Below are 17,605 nucleotides of genomic sequence, written 5' to 3' on the forward strand. Positions count from 1 at the left end.
AGGGGTGCGGGGTGCCGCGCGGAAGATAACGGATTGATAACGCGGCGGGACGAAACCTCTGGCGGCCCATCTCTAAACGTGTCCGGCCCGGTTGGGGCCGACGGTTTCAAGAGAGAGGGGTGTCGTCATGCGGGAAGCATGCTCCGGCAGCAGGTCGCCGGTGCCGACTCCGTACGAACTCTTCGTGCTGGGAAGGGTCGCGGGCGGAGAGGCGGCCACCGGGTCGCGGTGCGTCGGGTCGCGTCCCACCCGGGCCTTCCGGGTCGGCGCGCTCTCGGAGGGTGCCGGCGGCGGGAGTCTCGGCGTCGCGGGAAGGAGGCAGCGGTGAGCGATCTCGCCCTACCGGGGGCCGTCGACCGCCGGGAACCCGCGCAACGCCGGCTCGCCGGTCATGGGGGCACGGCGGGGATCGGCAGCGCGGTGAGTCATGGCGGCGCCGCCGGCCGTGATGGCACGGCGGGCCGGACCGGCATGAAAGGCCGCACCGGCATGACGCGCCACGGCGCCGCGGCGGGACGGACCGGCACCGGTCACGGTCCCCACGGTGGCCGGGTGCGGCGCACCGAGCCGACCACCGTCCAGGCGGTGGCGCTGTACTCGTCGCCGGGAGCGCCGCCGTCGGGCCTCTCCGGAACGGAGGTCGTCGCCGGCATCAAGGGGACGTTGCCCTACCTGCTGATCCCCGACCCGCTGCCGGGCATGCCCCGGGTGCTCGCCGGCTGGTTGGACGGTCGGACCGCCGTGGTGGGGCCGGCCGTGCCGGTCGAGGACGCGGTGGTCTCGCTCGGCTGGGCCCGCAAGCTGCTGACGATGGTGCCGCACGGAGCCTCCGGTGGGATCCACTTCGTCGAGGACCACCTGGCGACGCTCATGCTGTTCCAGGACCCGCTGCTGGCGGGTCACCTGTCGGCCAAGTGGCTAGGGCGCCTGGCCGACATGACACCGCAGCAGAGGGCGTGGACGGAGGAGACGCTGCTCGCCTGGTTGGAGGGCGGCGGCATTCTCCCGGCCGCCCGCTTGCTCCACATCCACCCGCAGGCCGTCCGGAACCGGCTGCGCAACCTGGAGAAGATCTTCGGCAGCGGTCTGCGTGACCCCCGGGCCAGGTTCGAGCTCCTGCTGGCGTTGAAGATCCAGATCATCGCGTCCGAGTACGCGCGCCTGCGCCGCAGAGCCGGGATGCTGTCCCTGCTCCAGTCGTCCGGGCCCCAGCGGAACGCCCGGACGAGCGGGCGCTGAGGCCCGCCCGCTGACGCCGGCCTATTCCACGCCGGCGACGTACGGCACCCGGAGCGCCCGGCTCCGGGAGTGTCCCCGCCGCCACAGGGCTTGAGCGCCGACGTCGGTGACGTGGCCCGCGATCAAGCACGTAAGGCCGCCCGTCACGCGTGACACGCCGCCCAACCGCGCGGTACACCGCCCGTCACGCGCTCGACACACCACCCGTCTTTCCGCCGTGGATCCAGCCGCTGATCGCGTCCGTGGTCCGTCGGCCCGGTGGTCCTGGCGGTGATCCCTTCCGGGGCGACGCCGAGCGTTCGAAGCCGGGCCGTCCCATCGTGGCAGCCGTCCCGCGCTGCCGCGTCATCCCCTCGTCGGTCGCGCCGTCCGTGGACCGCTGCGCGTGTCATCGCCGTGCGGACCAGGCAGGCCCACCCGGGCCGGTTCCGCTGGGTTCCGCGCGGCCCCGATCCTCCCGGTGCGATGGAGGAAGAGCCCCATGTCATCTTTGAGGAAGAAGCGCGGACGGGGAACGGCTGCCTACGGCCTCCCTGTGGTGAGCCGTCTTCCGAGGTCGTTCGCGACGCTCCTGATCATCGTCGCGATGATCCTCACCGCGGCGGCCCTGCTGTACCCGGTGGCGAAGTCGGCCGGTGCCTATCGCAGCGCCCCGGTGAGCGACGACCAGGGAGTGGTGCAGACGCCCACCGGGCCGCTCACCGCGCTCGACCGTGACTTCGTCAAGCGGGTGCGGCTGGCCGGACTGTGGGAGATCCCCGCCGGCCGGATGGCCCTCGCGAAGGGCACGACCCCTGAAGTCAGGGAGGCCGGACAGCATCTGATCCAAGGTCACACCGATCTCGACAAGGCGGTGTTGACCGCCGCGCAGACGCTGAACCTGGACGTGCCCAGCGAGCCATCGGCCCAGCAGCAGGGATGGCTCAAGCAGTTGGACGCCGCGCAGGGCGGGGAGTTCGACGGACTCTTCGCGAACATCCTGCGCAGCGCGCACGGTCAGGTGTTCGCGGTCGTGGCCCAGGTGCGCGCCGCCACCCAGAACTCCACGATCCGCGATCTGGCGAACACGGCCAACGGCACGGTGCTCGATCACATGAACGTCCTGGAGAACACCCAACTCGTCAAGTTCGACAAGCTCACCCCGCTGCCGACCGGTTCGGCCGCTCCGTCCGCGAGCCGCTCGCCGGCGCCCGCCGGATCGACCCGCTAGACGACGGCCCGGATGAAGGCCGTCCCCGGCCTGCTCGGCAGGCCTGATCCCGTCTGAGGAGTGTGAAATTCCATGAAGTCCCGTAAACGTGGCACGAGGAGAAGGGCCGGTGCCCTGCTGTTGGCGGTGGTCCTGGGTACCGGCGCGGCGGGAACGGTGGCGGCGGTGGCCTTCGCCGGCCAGCGGCCCGGAACCTGGAAGTCGGCGTCCCCGCAGCTCGGCACCGTCGCCTGCGCCGACGCCGGCGTGGCCCTGAACGAGGTGCCGGAAGCGTCACAGGACTCGGTCGACAAGAACCTCGCCGAGCTCGACGTCCAGGTGGCGGACGCGTACAACCGGCTGTCCGCGCCCGCCCCGGGCGACAACGAGAACCGCGTCATGGGCGATCTCGCCGACAAGCGCGCGGACACCCTGAAGAAGCTGGCGGACAGCGCCGGTCCGGACTCCGGTCTGCCCAAGGACCTCTCGGGCATGGCGAAGTGCACGGTCAGGCGCGACCTGGTGGCTCAGGACGCGGCCAAGGGGTTCAGTGCCGACGGCATGGGCGGCGCCGTCGCCCAGACCAAGGCGGCCGCGCAGGTGAAGTCCCTCCCCAAGAAGGGGTTCGTCGACATCAAGAGCGTGTCCCCGAACGTCCCGACGCCCGTCAAGAAGGGGTCGGCCACCGGCTCCTTCACGTCCCAGTGCGGGCGCAACGAGAACCGTCACCTCAACCCCGACAACGTGATCGTCGCCCCCGGTGTGAGCAACGGCGCGCACCACATGCACGACTACGTGGGGAACGTGGCCACGGACGCGTTCGCCTCCAACAACAAGCTCGCCGCCTCGGGCACCACGTGCAGCAACGGCGACGGGTCGGCGTACTACTGGCCCGTCCTGCGCGTCTTCGACGGCACCAACGAGAAGGACGCCAAGGCGCCCGGTGGTGGCAAGGACAAGAATGTGGGACGGATCCTCCAGCCGGCCGAGGCGGACATCACCTACACCTCCAACGTCGGGAACCCCGTCCAGCCGATGAAGCGGTTCCTGCGCATCATCACCGGCGACGCCAAGGCCTTCACCAACGGGCCGGCGAACGCCCATGCGTCGTGGAGCTGCACGGGTTTCGAGAACCGCCAGGTCGTCGACAAGTACCCGATCTGCCCGCAGGGGAGCAGGGTCGTTCGGACGCTGAAGTTCCCGGACTGCTGGGACGGCAAGAACATCGACAGCGCCAACCACCGGACCCACACGGCGTTCTCCGACAAGTCGGGCGCGTGCCCGAAGAACTTCAGGGCGATCCCGCAACTGACGCAGCGCATCGCCTACGACGTGCCGGCCGGGGTCCGGTTCGCCGTCGACAGCTTCCCCGAACAGCTGCACAACCCGATCACCGATCACGGTGACTTCATCAACAACATGAACAAGGACCTGCTGGACCAGATGGTCAGTTGCATCAACCAGGGGCGTCGCTGCGAGTGACCCATCCCTTCCGGGGCCGGCTCCCGGAGAGCAACGGGCGGGCCCGGAGCCCGGGAGCGATCGCGACTGCCCGCGCCGCCGGCGCCGGGATCCCGGACATCCGATTAGACAACAGGTTCAGGACGAGGCCGGAGGGCTCAGCAATGGTGAGAGGGCAGAAGCGGCGGTCACGGCGGTTCGGCCCGGTACCGCGGGGCGTCGAGCGGGCCGGCCGGGCGCGCGCGGCGGCCGGGGGCGAGCAGCCCGCGGAGGGCGGTCGCAAGCGGCCGAGCCCGTGGTCGCTCCTGCCGCCGCTGGCGGCGGGCCTGGGGGTGACGGCCGTCGTGGTCGACCCCAGACTGCAGTCGTTCCTGACGTACGCCGTCGGGGTGCTCGCACTCGTGTCGTTCACCTCCGGGGTCCTGTGGGGGCTGGTGGCGACCGACCGGCTGATCCTCAGCCCGGCCCACCGGCTCGTCGCACAGACCGTCCACCGCGTGATGGGCGTCGCGGGCGTCGTCTTCCTGGTCCTGCACGTCTGGATGAAGCTGATCGTCGGACAGATCGGTGTGATCGCAGCCTTCATCCCGTTCACCGACTCGGCCAAGCCGGTGGTGTTCGGACTGGGGACCGTCGCCGGCTACCTGTTCCCTGCGGTGGCGCTCGCCGGCGCCGCCCGCAACCGGCTCGCCCGCTCGGGTAACGCGCGCCGGTGGAGGGCCATCCACCTGTCCGCGTACCCGGCCTGGGGCGCGGGTCTGATCCACGGGCTGCAGTCGGGCCGGCTCGCGGCCTCCTGGGTGGTGATGCTGTACGGCCTGGCCGTGGTCGGCGTGATCGTCGCGCTCACGCTCAGGCTGGTCCTCCAGGACCGTTCCGGTCCGCGTCAGGCCCCCGTCCGGCCGCTCCCGCCGGAGGCCGGCGGCCCCGAGGTCACCGTCCCGCGCCTGCCGGTGGCCACGAGCCCCGAGATCACCGGCACGCGCGTTCCGGTGGCCGTGGGACAGGCCATGGCCGCCGGGCCGGGCCTGGCCGTGGGACAGGGCATGGCCGCAGGGCCGGGCCTGGCCGGCATCGGACTCGCACGTAGGCGGCAGGACGGGTGAGCGGCTTCCCCGCACCCGTCATCTGGTTCGGACGGCCGGTCCTGTTCGCCGGCCTGGAGAGCCTGGACCGGGTCGACTACCGCTCCCACCTCGTGGTCCACGGCCAGATGCCGGCGCTGCGCGCGGAGGAGCTGGCCGAGCTGGCGGAGAACGTGGACCTGCGCGGCCGGGGAGGTGCCGGATTCCCCTTCGCCCGGAAGCTCAGGGCGGTCGTCAAAGCGGTCGCCCGGCGCCGCACCCGGCCGGTCGTGGTCGTCAACGGAACCGAAGGAGAACCGAGTTGCCTGAAAGACACCACGCTGCTCCTGCGCACCCCGCACCTGGTGGTGGACGGTGCCCTGATCGCGGCCGCCGCGCTGGACGCGGAACAGGTGGCGATCGGCGTCACGCGGACCGACACCGAGGAGTCCCTGCGCCGGGCGCTGGCCGAACGGAGGTCGGTGAAGCCGCCGGTGTCGGTGGTGCGGCTGCCCGAACGGTTCGTCACGGGCGAGGGGAGCGCCCTCGCCCGTGGCATCACCAACGGGATAGCCCTGCCCCGGGGAGGCGGCGTGCGCACCAGCGACAGCGGTGTCGGGGGAGCCCCCACGCTGCTGTCCAACGCCGAGACGTACGCCCAGCTCGCCGTGGCGGCCCGGTGGGGTGCGCTGCCCTACCGGGAGATCGGCACCCCCGAGGAACCCGGCACGGTGCTGCTCACGATCGCCGGCTCGACCGTCGTGGAGACCCCCACCGGAGTCCCGCTCGAAACCGTCCTCGCGGCGTGCGGCCTGGACGTGGGACAGGGGGTCCTGGTCGGCGGTTACCACGGGAAGTGGCTGACCCCCGGGGCCGCCCGCTCGGCCGTGGTGTCCCGCCAGTCCTTCCAGAGCCTCGGAGGGGCACTGGGTGCCGGGGCCATCCTGCCGCTGCCGGAGACGACCTGTCCGTTGTGGGAGGTCGTCAGGATCTCCCGCTGGATGGCGGACGAGACGGCCGGCCAGTGCGGGCCCTGCTACCTGGGGCTCCCGGACCTGACCGCGTCCCTGGAGGACCTGGTGCGCGGCGGTGGCCAGCGCGCACTCGACCGGGTGCAGGCCGGGATGCGGGCGGTCACCGGCCGGGGTGCGTGCAGTCACCCCGACGCCGCCGCCCGATTCGTGGCCTCGTCCCTGGCCGTGTTCGACGACGACCTGGTCGCGCACTCGTACCAGGGAGGGTGCGGGCGGCCGTCGCAGGACGTCCTGCCGCTGCCGGAGGTGGAGAGCGCCGGCACCATCGTGGTCGACTGGACGCTCTGCGAGGCCCACGGCCTGTGCACCGGCGTCCTGCCGGACGTCATCCGGCTGGGGAAGGACGGGTTCCCCGCCGCGGGCGTGATGCCCGTACCCGCGAAGCTGCTCTCCCAGGCGGCGCGAGCCGTCGACCGTTGTCCCGCGCTCGCCCTGCGGATCCAGTGAGGCCGACGCGGTTCCGAGCGCTGCCGCTCCTGCCCGAACGTGGCCCGTCCGGCCCGGGGCGTTCGTGGCGGCCGGCCGATCGAGAGGTTCCGGAGGGCTATCGACCCTGAAACCCACGCCCCGTGTCCGCGGGGCCGGCGTTCGACGCCGGACCGGATCACCGGGGCACGCACACATCCACGGAAGGCCAATTCCACCGATGGAAAGGCAAGGAACATGATGACGAAGCGATACGGACTGGCCGGGCTCTGCGTCCTGCTGGTGGGACTCGTGGTGATGGCCCTGTGGGGCAGCATGAGCAGCAGCGCCAAGACGCCGTCCGGCTCGGGCCCCGGCCAGCTGGTGGGCGCGCAGGACGCCGCGCCGGCCGGCAGCGGATCCTACGGCTCGTACGACTCCTACGGCGGTGGCAGCGCGTCGCCGTCCGCCGGCGGCCGGGCCGGGGGAGCGCTGACCGTGCGGAACGACGCCAAGCTCGGCATGGTGGTCACCGACGGCCAGGGCTTCACCCTCTACCGGTTCGACAAGGACACCGCCAAGCCCCCGATGTCCAACTGCAACGACGGCTGTGCCAAGACCTGGCCGCCGGTCGCCAAGGAGGGCACGACCGCGGTGAGCGGGAGCGGGATCGACGCCGGCGTGATCGGCGAGGTCACGCGCGCCGACGGATCGAAGCAGCTGACGCTGGGTGGCTGGCCGGTCTACCGCTACGCGCAGGACACCGCGCCCGGCGACACCAAGGGCCAGGGCGTCGGCGGCACCTGGTTCGCCGTGGCTCCCGACGGCAAGAAGGCGGCCGCCGCGGCCCCCGGCACGTCGACCTACCCGTCGGAGACGCCGACCAGCGCGGCGCCGGCGCCCCAGCCGGCGCAGCCCGCCACGGGTGGGGCCGGGGTCTCCGTGACCAACAACCCGCAGCTCGGACAGATCGTCGTGGACGGCCAGGGCATGACGTTGTACCAGTTCGCCAAGGACCCGTCCTGGCCGATGAAGTCCATGTGCGAGGGCCAGTGCGCGATGACCTGGAAGCCGGCGCCCGTGGTCGACCCGAGCCAGGTCAAGGGCGTGGACCCGAAGCTGATCGGCAAGCTGCAGCGCTCCGACGGCACGTGGCAGCTGTCCGTCAACTGCAAGCCCGTCTACACCTTCGCGGGCGACAAGGCCCCCGGTGACGCCAACGGGAACGGCAAGGACAACCTGTGGTTCGCCATCAACCCCGCCGGGAAGCCGGTGACCGGTAAGTGACGGCCGGGGACTCCACCGTGGCGGCCGTCCGACCGCAGAAGGCCGTCCGTCGCACGCTCCAGTGGCTCGCGCTGACCGTCCTGCTCGTCCTGGGCGTCGTCGAACTGCTCGGCGGGACAGGAGGGTTGCTCGGCCCGCCGCGGACGTCGGCCGACGTCGCCCGGGCCACGGTGGAGGACCTGGCCCAGCGGATCGGCTGTACGGCCGACATCACCGCCGACACCACGGACCTCCGCCAGGGACTGTGCACCCTCGGCGAGGACGAGGTCTGGATCGCCACCTTCCCGACCACCGGGGCCCAGAAGGCCTGGACTTCGGAGGCCGAGGCGTACGGAGGGTCGTACCTGGTGGGTGACCGGTGGGTGCTCGTCGTGTCCGACACCACGGCGGACCTCCTGCACGCGAAGCTGGGCGGGGTGATCACGGGCGGCGCCGACCACACGGGGCACGCCGATCACGCCGACCGTGCCGATCACAGCGATCACGGCGACCATGCCGAGGAAACCGGCCACGATCCGTCCGGGGCCGGCTGACCCCGGCGAGCGTTCGACAGATCAAAAAGGTGGCGACACGACGGGGACTCCCCGGGCTTGGGCCCGGGGAGTCCCCGTCGTGTCGCCACCGCCGTCGGAGTCCGGGCGTCCCCGGCCGGGGCCGGCGTGCCCGGCTGCGGTCCCGCCGGCCGTGCAGCCGCTGACCGTGGGGACGACCAGGTCCGCGCGGGCCCACGCCGGTCCCCACGGGGGGACGGGCGGCCGACCATGCGGCCCTGGTGACTTCATCCGGGAGCGCGCCGTTTCGCCGGCGTCGCGGGCGCCAGAGCGCCGCTACGGCCGGTTCCACGGTTCCACCGCCCAGTGGGCGACAGAGGGCTGTCCGGCAGCCGTGCGCGCGGTCCGCAGTGCCCGGGCCTCTCGAAACCGCCCTCGTGGTGCGGGCGACGACGAGCCGAACTCGTGCTGGCGAAGCGACTCCTGGCGATGTGACAGATCTCTGCGGCGGGTTCCGCCCGTCCTTCACAGCCCCCTCACGAGTCCCGTCCCCGCCCGCGTGGCATCGCTCGTCGGTCACGGTGCCACCGGTTGCACGCGCTACCGAATCGCAACATGCGAAACCCGAATCCGTATTTCTGTTATACCCGCGACGCCGGACAGGAGCCTGGGACGGATGGGACCAGTGGGGTCTGCGGAGACGCGGGCCTGCGAGCGACCCGACACGGCGCGCACCGCCCGACGGGCGCCGCTCGCTATTCGGTTTGGGAATGGGCGGGCGGGAGGCGGGCATGGAGACGATTGCCCGAACGCCGTCCGGCTGATGTGCTGTGGACCACCCTGCACCGCCTCCCGACGGCACGGCAGCCGTCCGTCACCGGTGTCGTCCAACCCGGGCAGGCCGAGGGTCGACAACGTCACGTCCCCCGCGACCGGGTGCCCCCGCGCCCGTCCACCCAAGAGCCGCCAGGCGCAGCGCCGCGCCTGCCCCGCCTCGCCGACAACCGAGCCACGCCCGATCTCTCCCCCCCCGCCCCGTGCGGCCGCCGCACCCCCCGGTGCGCGCGATCCGCCCGTCACGAGGCAACCAGACCTGAGGAGAACACATTGACCGTGCGTTCCGACGACTACGGACTGGGTCTGAGCACCTTGAGCGACGTCGAGCTCTCCGCGGTCCTTCCCGCCGCGACCGCCACCGACACCTCCCGTGTCGGAGAAGTGATGGCCGAGGTCTTCACCCGCTACCACGGCGCGGTGCTGGCCTACGCGCGCGGGTACTGCCGCGATCCGCAGACCGCGCAGGACCTCGCCGCCGAGGCCTACGCCCGTACGTACATGTCGGTGGCCCGTGGCCACGGACCGCGCCATGCCTGGCGCCCTTACCTGATGGCCTGTGTCCGCCGCACCGCGATGGAGTGGAGCAGGCACTTCACCCGTCGCGTGCTGCTGCCGGAGGACTTCGAGACCTGGGTCGAACACCTCGCCGGGGACGCGGAGACCGAGGCCGCGCTGCTCGCCACCGAGGAGACCGCCCTGGTCGCCAAGGCCTACGGCTCCCTTCCCGAGCGGTGGCAGGCGCTGCTGTGGCTCACCGTCGTGGAGGGGGAGCCGGCGGCCGCCGTCGCGCGACGGATGGGGATGACACCGAGCGGGGTGCGTTCCCTCGCCGCGCGGGCCCGGGAGGGACTGCGCGAGGCCTACCTGCGCGAGGACGCGGACGAGGCGGCCGAGCCGGCGTGCCGCTACTTCACCGCCAGGTTGGCCGACGCCATCCGGCGCCCCGGCCGGCGGCGCGGCCCCGACCTGGCACGGCACCTGGAGAACTGCGAGGGGTGCGCCCGGGTGGCGGAGGAGGTCGAGCGTGCCAGCCACCGCGCGGTGGAGACGGTGTCGACGGCCCCGGGCCCCGAGGCCGCGCGCCGACGCCGGCACCCGATCCCGTCGCGGTGAGGAGCCGTCCTCGACTCTCGCACGGCGCCGATGCATCACCGTGGCCCCGTCCTGCCTCCGCGGGCAGGCGGGGTCGGGCCGCCGGATGGCTTCGCCGTTGACATTTGTCATTCGGGGCCGGTGACAGGGCATCACTACCGGCGTGGGTCGTCCGGCGCGAGGCTGGCGACCATGACGACACAGGCGGTGATGACTGCCGAGGGGCTGCGGTACCGGTACGGCGAGACCCTCGCGCTGGACGGTGTGGACCTTCGGGTCGACCCCGGGGAGTGCGTCGCGCTGCTCGGGCCGAACGGCGCCGGGAAGTCGACGCTGGTGGCACTCACGGTCGGGCTGTTCGCTCCGCAGCAGGGCTCGGTGCGGGTGGTCGGCGGTGATCCGCGCCGCGCGGCGACCCGGCGGCGGCTCGGGGTGGCGCAGCAGACGCTCGGCTTTCCGAACACGCTGACCGTCGACGAGCTGGTGACCGGCGCCGCCGTCCGCGGCGGGCTGAGGGCCTCCGCCGCCGCTCCGGTGCTGGCGGAGCTCGGACTGGCCGAGCTGCGGCGCAGGCGGGTGCCCAAGCTGTCGGGCGGTCAGAAGCAGCGGGTGCAGCTGGCGATGGCACTGGTCACCGACCCGGCCCTGCTGGTGCTCGACGAGCCGACCGTGGGCCTGGACACCTCGGCCAGGCGGCACTTCTGGCAGATCCTGGCGCGGCGCCGGGCGCAGGGCACCGCGGTGCTGGTGACCACGCACCTGATCGAGGAGTCGGCCGCGGTCGCGGACCGCGTGGTGGTGCTCGACCGGGGCCGGATCCTGGCCGACGCGCCGCCGGAGGAGCTGGTGGCCCGGCTGCCGGACCGCACCGTGACCGTCAGCACCCGGCTCGACCGGTGGGAACTCGAGCAACTGCCGGGAGTGCTCTCGGTCACCCCGGAGCACGACCTGATGCGGATCCAGACGCGCTCGCCCGAGGACCTGCTGCGGGCGCTGCTGGACCGGGACGAGCAGCTGTCGGAGCTGCGGGTGCAGGACGCGGGCCTGGAGGAAGCCGTGCTCGCGCTGACGGACAGGGCGGAGGCGGCACAGTGAGCGCGATGACGGCACGGGTCTTCGGAGTGGAGCTGCGGGACGAGCTGCGGGCGATCGTGCGCGAGCCCACCTCGCTGTTCTTCAGCATCCTCATGCCGGTCGGGTTCTTCGTGCTGTTCAACCTGCTCTACGGCGACAAGGTCACCGGGGGGATCTCGGCCGGCACGGCGATGGTGGCCACCTTCGGCACCTACGGAGTGATCACGGTGGCCGCGCTGCAACCGGGGATCGGCGTCGCGCAGGACCGTGACCTCGGCTGGCTGCGGATGAAGCGGGTCTCCGCCGTGCCGATCGGGATCAGCCTCGCCGCGAAGGCCACGGCCGCGCTGCTGTACGGGGTGGGGGTGCTGGCGCTGATGGGGGTGGCGGCCGCGGCCTTCGGCACCCTGCACGCCTCGGCCTGGCAGCTGGTGCGGGTGGCGGTGGTACTGCTGCTGGGCACCGTGCCGTTCACGCTGGTCAGCGTGGCGGTCGGGCTGAGATTCCGCACCAACGCGACGATCGCGCTGCTCAATGCGCTGCTCTTCCCGCTCGCGGTACTGTCGGGGCTGTGGATCCCGCTCCAGTTCCTGCCCGCGGCGGTGCGTCAGATCGCCAGGTTCCTGCCCACCTACCACCTCGCCCAACTCGGGCTCTCCCAACTGAGCCAGGGCAGCGTGCTGATCCACGTCCTCGCCCTGCTGGTGACGACGGCGGCGGCGTTCGGACTGGCGATGCTGGCCTACCGCCACGCCCGGACATGACCGTCCCGCGGGCCGCCGCTGCCGGGTCGCTCACCGCCCGGCTGCGGACCTGGGACTGGGTCTACCTCGGCTATCTGCTGTTCGTGCCCGCGCAGCCGTACTTCTCACCCCGTCCGGCGTGGTGGGAGTGGCCGCTGGCGATCGCGGTGTGCACCGCCACGGCCGCGCTGTACGCGGCGAAGCTGCTGCGCGGTCCGGCCGCACGTCACGTCTGGACGGCGATCGTGCCGATGGCCGCGATCGGCACGCTGGCCACTCCGTTCAACACCAACGCGAGCGTGCTCCTCGTCTACGCGGCAGCCGTCGTGGGCGACACCCTGTCCTGGCGCGAGGCGCGGCTGTGGTTCGCGGCCCTGACCGTCCTGGGCAGTGCCGCCGCCGTGGTGTCGAGGGTGCCGATGCCCTACCGGCTGTGGGGTTTCGTGTCGGCGTCCGTGCTGATCTGGGTGATCGGTCTGCTCGAACTGAGGCAGCGCGACCGGCGGCAGGAGTGGGAGAACCAGCGGCTGCGCACCTCCCAGGTCGAGCTGCTGGCGACCCTCGCCGAGCGCGAGCGGATCGCGCGTGACCTCCACGACCTGCTCGGGCACTCCCTGACCGCCGTGGTGATGCGCGCACAGCTGACCAAGGAGCTGGTGCCCGTCGATCCGGAACGGGCGCGCGCCGAGGCCGAGGAGATCGAACGCAACGCCCGCGAAGCGCTGGCCGCGGTGCGCAGCACGGTCACCGGCTGGCGGCGGACCACCGTCCGCAGCGAACTGGAGGCGGCGCGGCGGGCGTTGGCCGGGACCGGGGTGAGCCTCGGTGTGGACTACGACGACGGGCTGCTGCTGGTCGCGGCGGTCGAGCACGAACTGGGGCTGGCGCTGCGCGAGGCGGTGACCAACGTGGCCCGCCACGCGCGGGCCTCCCACTGCCGGATCGGACTGGACGCGGACGAGAAGAGGGTGCAGTTGGTGATCGCGGACGACGGGATCGGCGGCTCGGCTCCGGAGGGCACCGGGCTGACCGGGCTGCGGGAGCGGATCGCGAAGCTCGGCGGTGTGGTGCAGCGCAGCGGCTCGGCCGGCACGACGCTGACCATCACCGTTCCGCTCGAGGCGGCGGCCCGGTGATCCGGGTGGTGCTGGCCGAGGACCAGGGCATGGTGCTGGGCGCCTTCGCCTCCCTGCTGGACCTGCAGCCCGACATCACGGTGGTGGCGACCGCGACCAACGGCGACGACGCGCTGGCCGCCGTACGCGAGCACCGCCCCGACGTGCTGGTGACCGACATCGAGATGCCCGGCCGCACCGGCCTCGACCTGGCCGCGGAGCTGAACCGGATGGGCGACCCGACCCGGGTGCTGATCGTGACCACCTTCGCGCGCAGCGGCTACCTGCGCCGCGCGGTCGATGCCGGGGTGGCCGGCTACGTGCTCAAGGACGCGCCGATCGGCGAGCTCGCGGCGGCCCTGCGCCGCGTGCACGCGGGCGAGCGCGTGGTCGCGCCGGAGCTCGCGGTGGCCGCGTGGGACGCGGCCGATCCGCTGACCGACCGGGAGCGCGAACTGCTGCGCGCGGTCGCGGACGGGGCGAGCAACGTGGAGATCGCGGCGCGGCTGTTCCTGGCCGAGGGCACCGTGCGCAACTACCTGTCCACCGCGATGGCCAAGCTGGGCGCGCGCAACCGCACGGAGGCCGCCAGGACGGCGAAGGCGCGCGGCTGGTTGTAGAGCGGGGAACACCGCGCCGCGGGCCCCGCCCCGGCTCAGCCGAGGACCACCGGCCCCCGGGCCGGTCCGGCGGACAGGGCGAACAGAAGGTCGTGCAACGGTCGGCCGGTGCCGTGCCAGATGGAGAGCGCGTAGACGCTGATCGGGTAGTGGATCCAGCGCGGCGGCGCCCACACCGTGCCCCGCACGGTGGCGCCCTGGCCGTCGGCGTCCAGGCCGGAGGGCACGTCCCCGGCCTCCACCAGCAGCTCCCAGGCCCTGCGCGGCACGGCGAACTCCGCCTCGTCCAGCTCGGCGCGCAGGCTCGCACGCAGGATCGTCGTCGCCGCGAGGTCCAGCGTCAGCGCGCCGTCGACCAGCGCGCGGTCGATCTCGTGCCCGGAAGCGGCCAGCCGGTCGCACAGCCAATCGACCGCGGCCGTGAGCAGCTCCCTCGAGGCGCGTTCGGTGCCGGCGGCGCGGCACAGCAGCGCCTGGAAGTGCACCTCCTCGGGCACCACGACCCGGTCGCCGATCACCGTCCGCAGCAGCGCCATGTCCAGGTCGGCAGGCTCCCGGTGGGCGACGGCGACGTTGCGGGCGACGGCGCGCAGGAACGGGTCGGCGCAGTCCTCCAGCAGGAACGACCACAGCTGCTCGCACAGTTCGACCATGCGCACGCCGGTCGTGGCGTGGACGACGCGCAGCGCGCAGCGCAGCAGGATCTTCTGGAACAGCGTCATGGAGACCCGGAACGCCATGCCGCTCACCCACTCCTCGGCCGTCATGTCGTCGTGGGCGACGACGACTTCGGCGACGAGTTCGGGGTTGGTGACGTCGGCCGGCATCCGTCGCGTCGTCAGCTTGTGCTTGTCCTGGAAGGACTCCCGCGAGTACTCGGTGTTGTTGAGCAGCAGCAGCGGATAGATCACCGGCGAGCCGCCCGCGGTCAGCACCTCCTCGACCCCGGCCAGGTAGGAGTCGTGGGTCTCTCCCGGCAGGCCCCAGATCAGGTCGGTGTAGGTGGGCACGTCCAGCGCGCGGAACCGGGACAGCAGCCGGCGGTAGTGGTCAGTGCGGATGTTGGCGCGGTTGGCGATCTTCAGCACGTCGGGGTCGAAGGACTGCGCGGACAGGGTGATCGCGCCGGTGAGTTCGGCGGCATGGAGCATGCCGGCGATCTCCACGATGCGGTCGTTGCCGTTCTTGGCCCAGTTGGTGCTGATGATCAGCCGCTTGTCGTAGCGCCGGGTGAGCTCCACGATGTGTTCGGCGATCTGCCGGTCCCGGGCGACGATGCCGAAGTTGGCGTCCGCGATGAACAGGGTGGCGTCCGTCGGCATCAGCCGGATGAGCCGGTCCAACTCGCCGAAGATCCGGTCCAGTTCGAACTGGCGCACCTTGGAGTTGGTGGCGCCGCCCCAGTAGCAGAAGGCGCACTTGTAGGGGCATCCGCGGTTGGTCTCGTAGACGATCATCGAAGAGCCGGCGATCTCCTCGTCGGAGTAGACCGGGGTCAGGATCGGCGAGACGACCTGTTCGAGATCGGTGATCCGGTCCGCGTCCGCGGTGGTGACGACGACGCCGTCGGACCAGTAGCTGATGCCGGGGATGGTGGCGAGGTCACCCTCGGCCAGGAAGCAACGGATCAGGTCGCGGAACCGCAGCTCGCCCTCGCCGTGGACCAGCACGTCCACCCAGGGCGCCTCTGCGAACAGCGGGTCCTGCTGGTGGCTGACGTCGTTTCCGCCGAGGACGACGCGGCAGTTCGGCCAGCGCTCCTTCACCCGGCGGGCCAGTTCCAGGGACTGGGCGCGGTTCCAGAAGAACACCGTCAGCGCGACGGCGAACGGCTCGTCCCAGGAGTCGAGCAGCTCGGTCATGGCCTGCTCGCCACCGCTCTGCTCGCGCACGCTGATCCGGAAATCGCAGGCATCGTCGAGCACCGGGTCGGCGACCGCGGTGGCCTTCAAATAGCCGAGGGTGACGCTGTACCGGACACCGTGCATCGCGGTGAACTCGACGAGCCGGACGGTCTTCTTCTTCGCGGCCGCGCCGGCCGGCCAGGTGGAGGTCATGGCTACCAATCCGTGCAGTCGGCAACGGATACACACGTTCGCAGCGCAAGGTGGCTCAGTCAATAACGCGCGATTTGTATCGTAAGTATCCCGGAGGATACCGGCCCCGACCTGAAATCCTTTCCTGTGCGGCCGGTCTGGATGTTGGATATTGACGACGTCGGTGGCTCGATGTAGCGTCGGCCCGGAAAAACCCCCGGCTGGGTGCCAACTGGCCTCGGACCGTGTGGATGACCACCGCGGACGTCGATCTCGCGAATATCCCCGGATATCCCCGGGCATCCGTTTCAAGGAGTGGTGTCGGTGCGCTTCGGGCTTTCCTTCCTTCCTGACTGCACGCCCGAGACGAAATCTCCGCAGACCTATTTCAGTGACGCGCTGGAATTGTCGGTCCAAGCGGAGCTCGGTGGCCTGGATTCCATCAAGATGACCGAGCACTATCTCCACTACTACGGCGGTTACTGCCCGAGCCCGCTGGGCTTCCTCTCCGCGGTGGCCGCCCGGACGAGTTCGGTCAGGCTGATGACCGGCTGCGTCCTGCCGGTGTTCCACCACCCGATCCAGCTGGCCGCGGAGGCCGCGCAGGTGGACGCGATCAGCGGCGGCCGGCTGGACGTGGGCTTCGCCCGGGCCTACCTGCCCGACGAGTTCGACGCGTTGGGCCTGGCCATGGAGGAGAGCACCGACCGGTTCCGGGAGACCATCCGGGCGGTGCTGCGCATCTGGACCGAGGAGAAGGTGAGCGAGGACACGCCGTTCTTCTCCTACCGCGACGTGACCGGTCTGCCGCGGCCCACCCAGCGGCCGCACCCGCCGGTCTGGGGTGCGGCGGTGCGCACGCCGGAGAGCTTCACCTGGCTGGGCGCGGAGGGACTGGGGCTGCTGATCACCCCGCTGATCTCGCCGCACGAGTTCCGCGACCACCTGACCCTCTACCGCGACGCGTTCCACGCCGCGCACGGCGGTACCGGGCTCCGCCCCCGGGTCGCGGCCAGCCTGCCGCTGGTGGTCGCCGACACCGACGCGCGCGCGGAGCAGATCGCCGAGACCTACCTGCAGCGCTACCTGGACGTGTGGGCCCTGGCCGTCAACGCCTGGGACCGCAGGGAGTCCACGGCCTACCGCGGCTACTCCGGATTCGGCTGGATGCTGCGCAACCTCAAGCCCGCCAAGCTCTTCACCGAGGGCGGCGCGATCGTCGGTTCCCCGTCCACGGTCATCGACCGGATCCGCGCCTTCAACGACCACATCGGCGGCGTCGACCAGATCCTCTGGCAGATCGACTTCGGTGCGATGCCGCTCGCCGAGGCTGGGCAGACCCTGGAGCTCTTCTGCACCAAGGTGCTGCCCGAAGTGAAATCACTGTGACGATCCGTCACCCGGACTGCGAAGGGGGGTGTGAAGACATGGAGGGATTCGAGGACCTGGTGCTGGACGACGGCGCCTTCGAGCTCGTCGACCTGGGCGAGGTGGTGCCCACGTCGGTGACGGCCGGATACGGCCTGACCGAGCTGTCCGCTTCCGGCGGCCAGAGCAGCTGTTGCTGCTGCTGCCCGTGCTGCTCCTGCACCTGATCCAGGTGCCGGATTTCCGTCGCGTGCTCGACATCGAGAAGAGAAGGGGGGTGTGAAGACATGGAGGGATTCGAGGACCTGGTGCTGGACGACGGCGCCTTCGAGCTCGTCGACCTGGGCGAGGTGGTGCCCGCGTCGGTGACGGCCGGATACGGCCTCACGGAGCTGTCCGCTTCCGGTGGTGCGAGCAGCTGTTGCTGCTGCTGCCCGTGCTGCTCCTGCACCTGATCCGGGTGCTGATCTTTCCGGCACTTGTGCTCTAGCCGGTGCGTGTTCGTGAACGGGGACCGGGTGGCTCTCGGTCCTCCTCCTGACCTGTCATC

General features: G+C 71.6%; 16 protein-coding genes. 15 read left to right on the plus strand and 1 reads right to left on the minus strand.

What is annotated here, in order from left to right; genetic code table 11:
• Positions 1-324 precede the first annotated feature (324 nt).
• The 12 genes from F7Q99_RS22050 (at position 325) to F7Q99_RS22105 (ending at position 13,651) form a co-directional block, all read left to right on the plus strand.
• Positions 325-1,239, plus strand: coding sequence for a helix-turn-helix domain-containing protein (locus F7Q99_RS22050; protein WP_326846969.1), 915 nt, complete (start codon positions 325-327; stop codon positions 1,237-1,239).
• Positions 1,240-1,777: 538 nt separating this feature from the next.
• Complete coding sequence (locus tag F7Q99_RS22055; RefSeq protein WP_326846970.1) at positions 1,778-2,449, plus strand: DUF4142 domain-containing protein; 672 nt, start codon at positions 1,778-1,780, stop codon at positions 2,447-2,449.
• Between the two features lie 72 nt (positions 2,450-2,521).
• A complete protein-coding gene (locus F7Q99_RS22060; protein WP_153464053.1) occupies positions 2,522-3,910 on the plus strand; it encodes a DUF1996 domain-containing protein in 1,389 nt (462 codons plus the stop codon).
• Between the two features lie 143 nt (positions 3,911-4,053).
• Positions 4,054-4,995, plus strand: a complete 942-nt coding sequence (locus tag F7Q99_RS22065; RefSeq protein ID WP_153464056.1) for a hypothetical protein — start codon at positions 4,054-4,056, stop codon at positions 4,993-4,995.
• Entirely contained in the window at positions 4,992-6,434 is a 1,443-nt protein-coding gene (locus tag F7Q99_RS22070) for an NADH-ubiquinone oxidoreductase-F iron-sulfur binding region domain-containing protein (protein ID WP_326846971.1), read from the plus strand. The genes F7Q99_RS22065 and F7Q99_RS22070 overlap by 4 nt, the downstream gene beginning before the upstream one ends.
• Before the next feature lie 216 nt (positions 6,435-6,650).
• Positions 6,651-7,679 carry an SCO0930 family lipoprotein gene (locus tag F7Q99_RS22075; protein WP_230210278.1) on the plus strand — a complete coding sequence of 343 codons (1,029 nt, stop codon included), beginning with the start codon at positions 6,651-6,653 and terminating at the stop codon, positions 7,677-7,679.
• Positions 7,680-7,696: 17 nt separating this feature from the next.
• Positions 7,697-8,212: a hypothetical protein gene (locus F7Q99_RS22080; RefSeq protein WP_153464058.1), complete on the plus strand. Its 516-nt coding sequence runs from the start codon at positions 7,697-7,699 to the stop codon at positions 8,210-8,212.
• A gap of 1,071 nt (positions 8,213-9,283) precedes the next feature.
• On the plus strand, positions 9,284-10,120 hold the full coding sequence (locus F7Q99_RS22085; RefSeq protein WP_326847246.1) for an RNA polymerase sigma factor: 837 nt from the start codon (positions 9,284-9,286) through the stop codon (positions 10,118-10,120).
• A 171-nt stretch (positions 10,121-10,291) separates the two neighbouring features.
• On the plus strand, positions 10,292-11,194 hold the full coding sequence (locus F7Q99_RS22090; protein ID WP_153464064.1) for an ABC transporter ATP-binding protein: 903 nt from the start codon (positions 10,292-10,294) through the stop codon (positions 11,192-11,194).
• Positions 11,195-11,199: 5 nt separating this feature from the next.
• Positions 11,200-11,937, plus strand: coding sequence for an ABC transporter permease (locus F7Q99_RS22095; protein WP_153464066.1), 738 nt, complete (start codon positions 11,200-11,202; stop codon positions 11,935-11,937).
• Positions 11,934-13,052, plus strand: a complete 1,119-nt coding sequence (locus tag F7Q99_RS22100; RefSeq protein ID WP_153464068.1) for a sensor histidine kinase — start codon at positions 11,934-11,936, stop codon at positions 13,050-13,052. Before F7Q99_RS22095 ends, F7Q99_RS22100 begins: the two co-directional genes overlap by 4 nt.
• The gene (locus tag F7Q99_RS22105) at positions 13,049-13,651 is read left to right on the plus strand and encodes a response regulator transcription factor (RefSeq protein WP_326846972.1); all 603 of its coding nucleotides are present in this window, start codon (positions 13,049-13,051) and stop codon (positions 13,649-13,651) included. Before F7Q99_RS22100 ends, F7Q99_RS22105 begins: the two co-directional genes overlap by 4 nt.
• A 35-nt stretch (positions 13,652-13,686) precedes the next feature.
• Here the strand turns inward: F7Q99_RS22105 and F7Q99_RS22110 are convergent, their stop codons facing one another.
• Positions 13,687-15,708: a radical SAM protein gene (locus F7Q99_RS22110; RefSeq protein WP_153464071.1), complete on the minus strand. Its 2,022-nt coding sequence runs from the start codon at positions 15,706-15,708 to the stop codon at positions 13,687-13,689.
• 303 nt (positions 15,709-16,011) lie between these two features.
• Here F7Q99_RS22110 and F7Q99_RS22115 point away from each other — a divergent pair, with 303 nt between their 5' ends.
• From F7Q99_RS22115 to F7Q99_RS22125, 3 genes are read left to right on the plus strand one after another with little or no spacing between them, the layout of a single operon-like run.
• Positions 16,012-17,076, plus strand: a complete 1,065-nt coding sequence (locus tag F7Q99_RS22115; RefSeq protein WP_326846973.1) for an LLM class flavin-dependent oxidoreductase — start codon at positions 16,012-16,014, stop codon at positions 17,074-17,076.
• Between the two features lie 38 nt (positions 17,077-17,114).
• Positions 17,115-17,282, plus strand: a complete 168-nt coding sequence (locus F7Q99_RS22120) for a thiomuracin/GE37468 family thiazolyl RiPP peptide (RefSeq protein ID WP_153464073.1) — start codon at positions 17,115-17,117, stop codon at positions 17,280-17,282.
• A gap of 60 nt (positions 17,283-17,342) precedes the next feature.
• Positions 17,343-17,510, plus strand: a complete 168-nt coding sequence (locus tag F7Q99_RS22125) for a thiomuracin/GE37468 family thiazolyl RiPP peptide (RefSeq protein ID WP_153464076.1) — start codon at positions 17,343-17,345, stop codon at positions 17,508-17,510.
• The last annotated feature ends 95 nt before the right edge of the window (positions 17,511-17,605 follow it).

The sequence above is a fragment of the Streptomyces kaniharaensis genome, assembly GCF_009569385.1.
GTDB lineage: Bacteria > Actinomycetota > Actinomycetes > Streptomycetales > Streptomycetaceae > Kitasatospora > Kitasatospora kaniharaensis.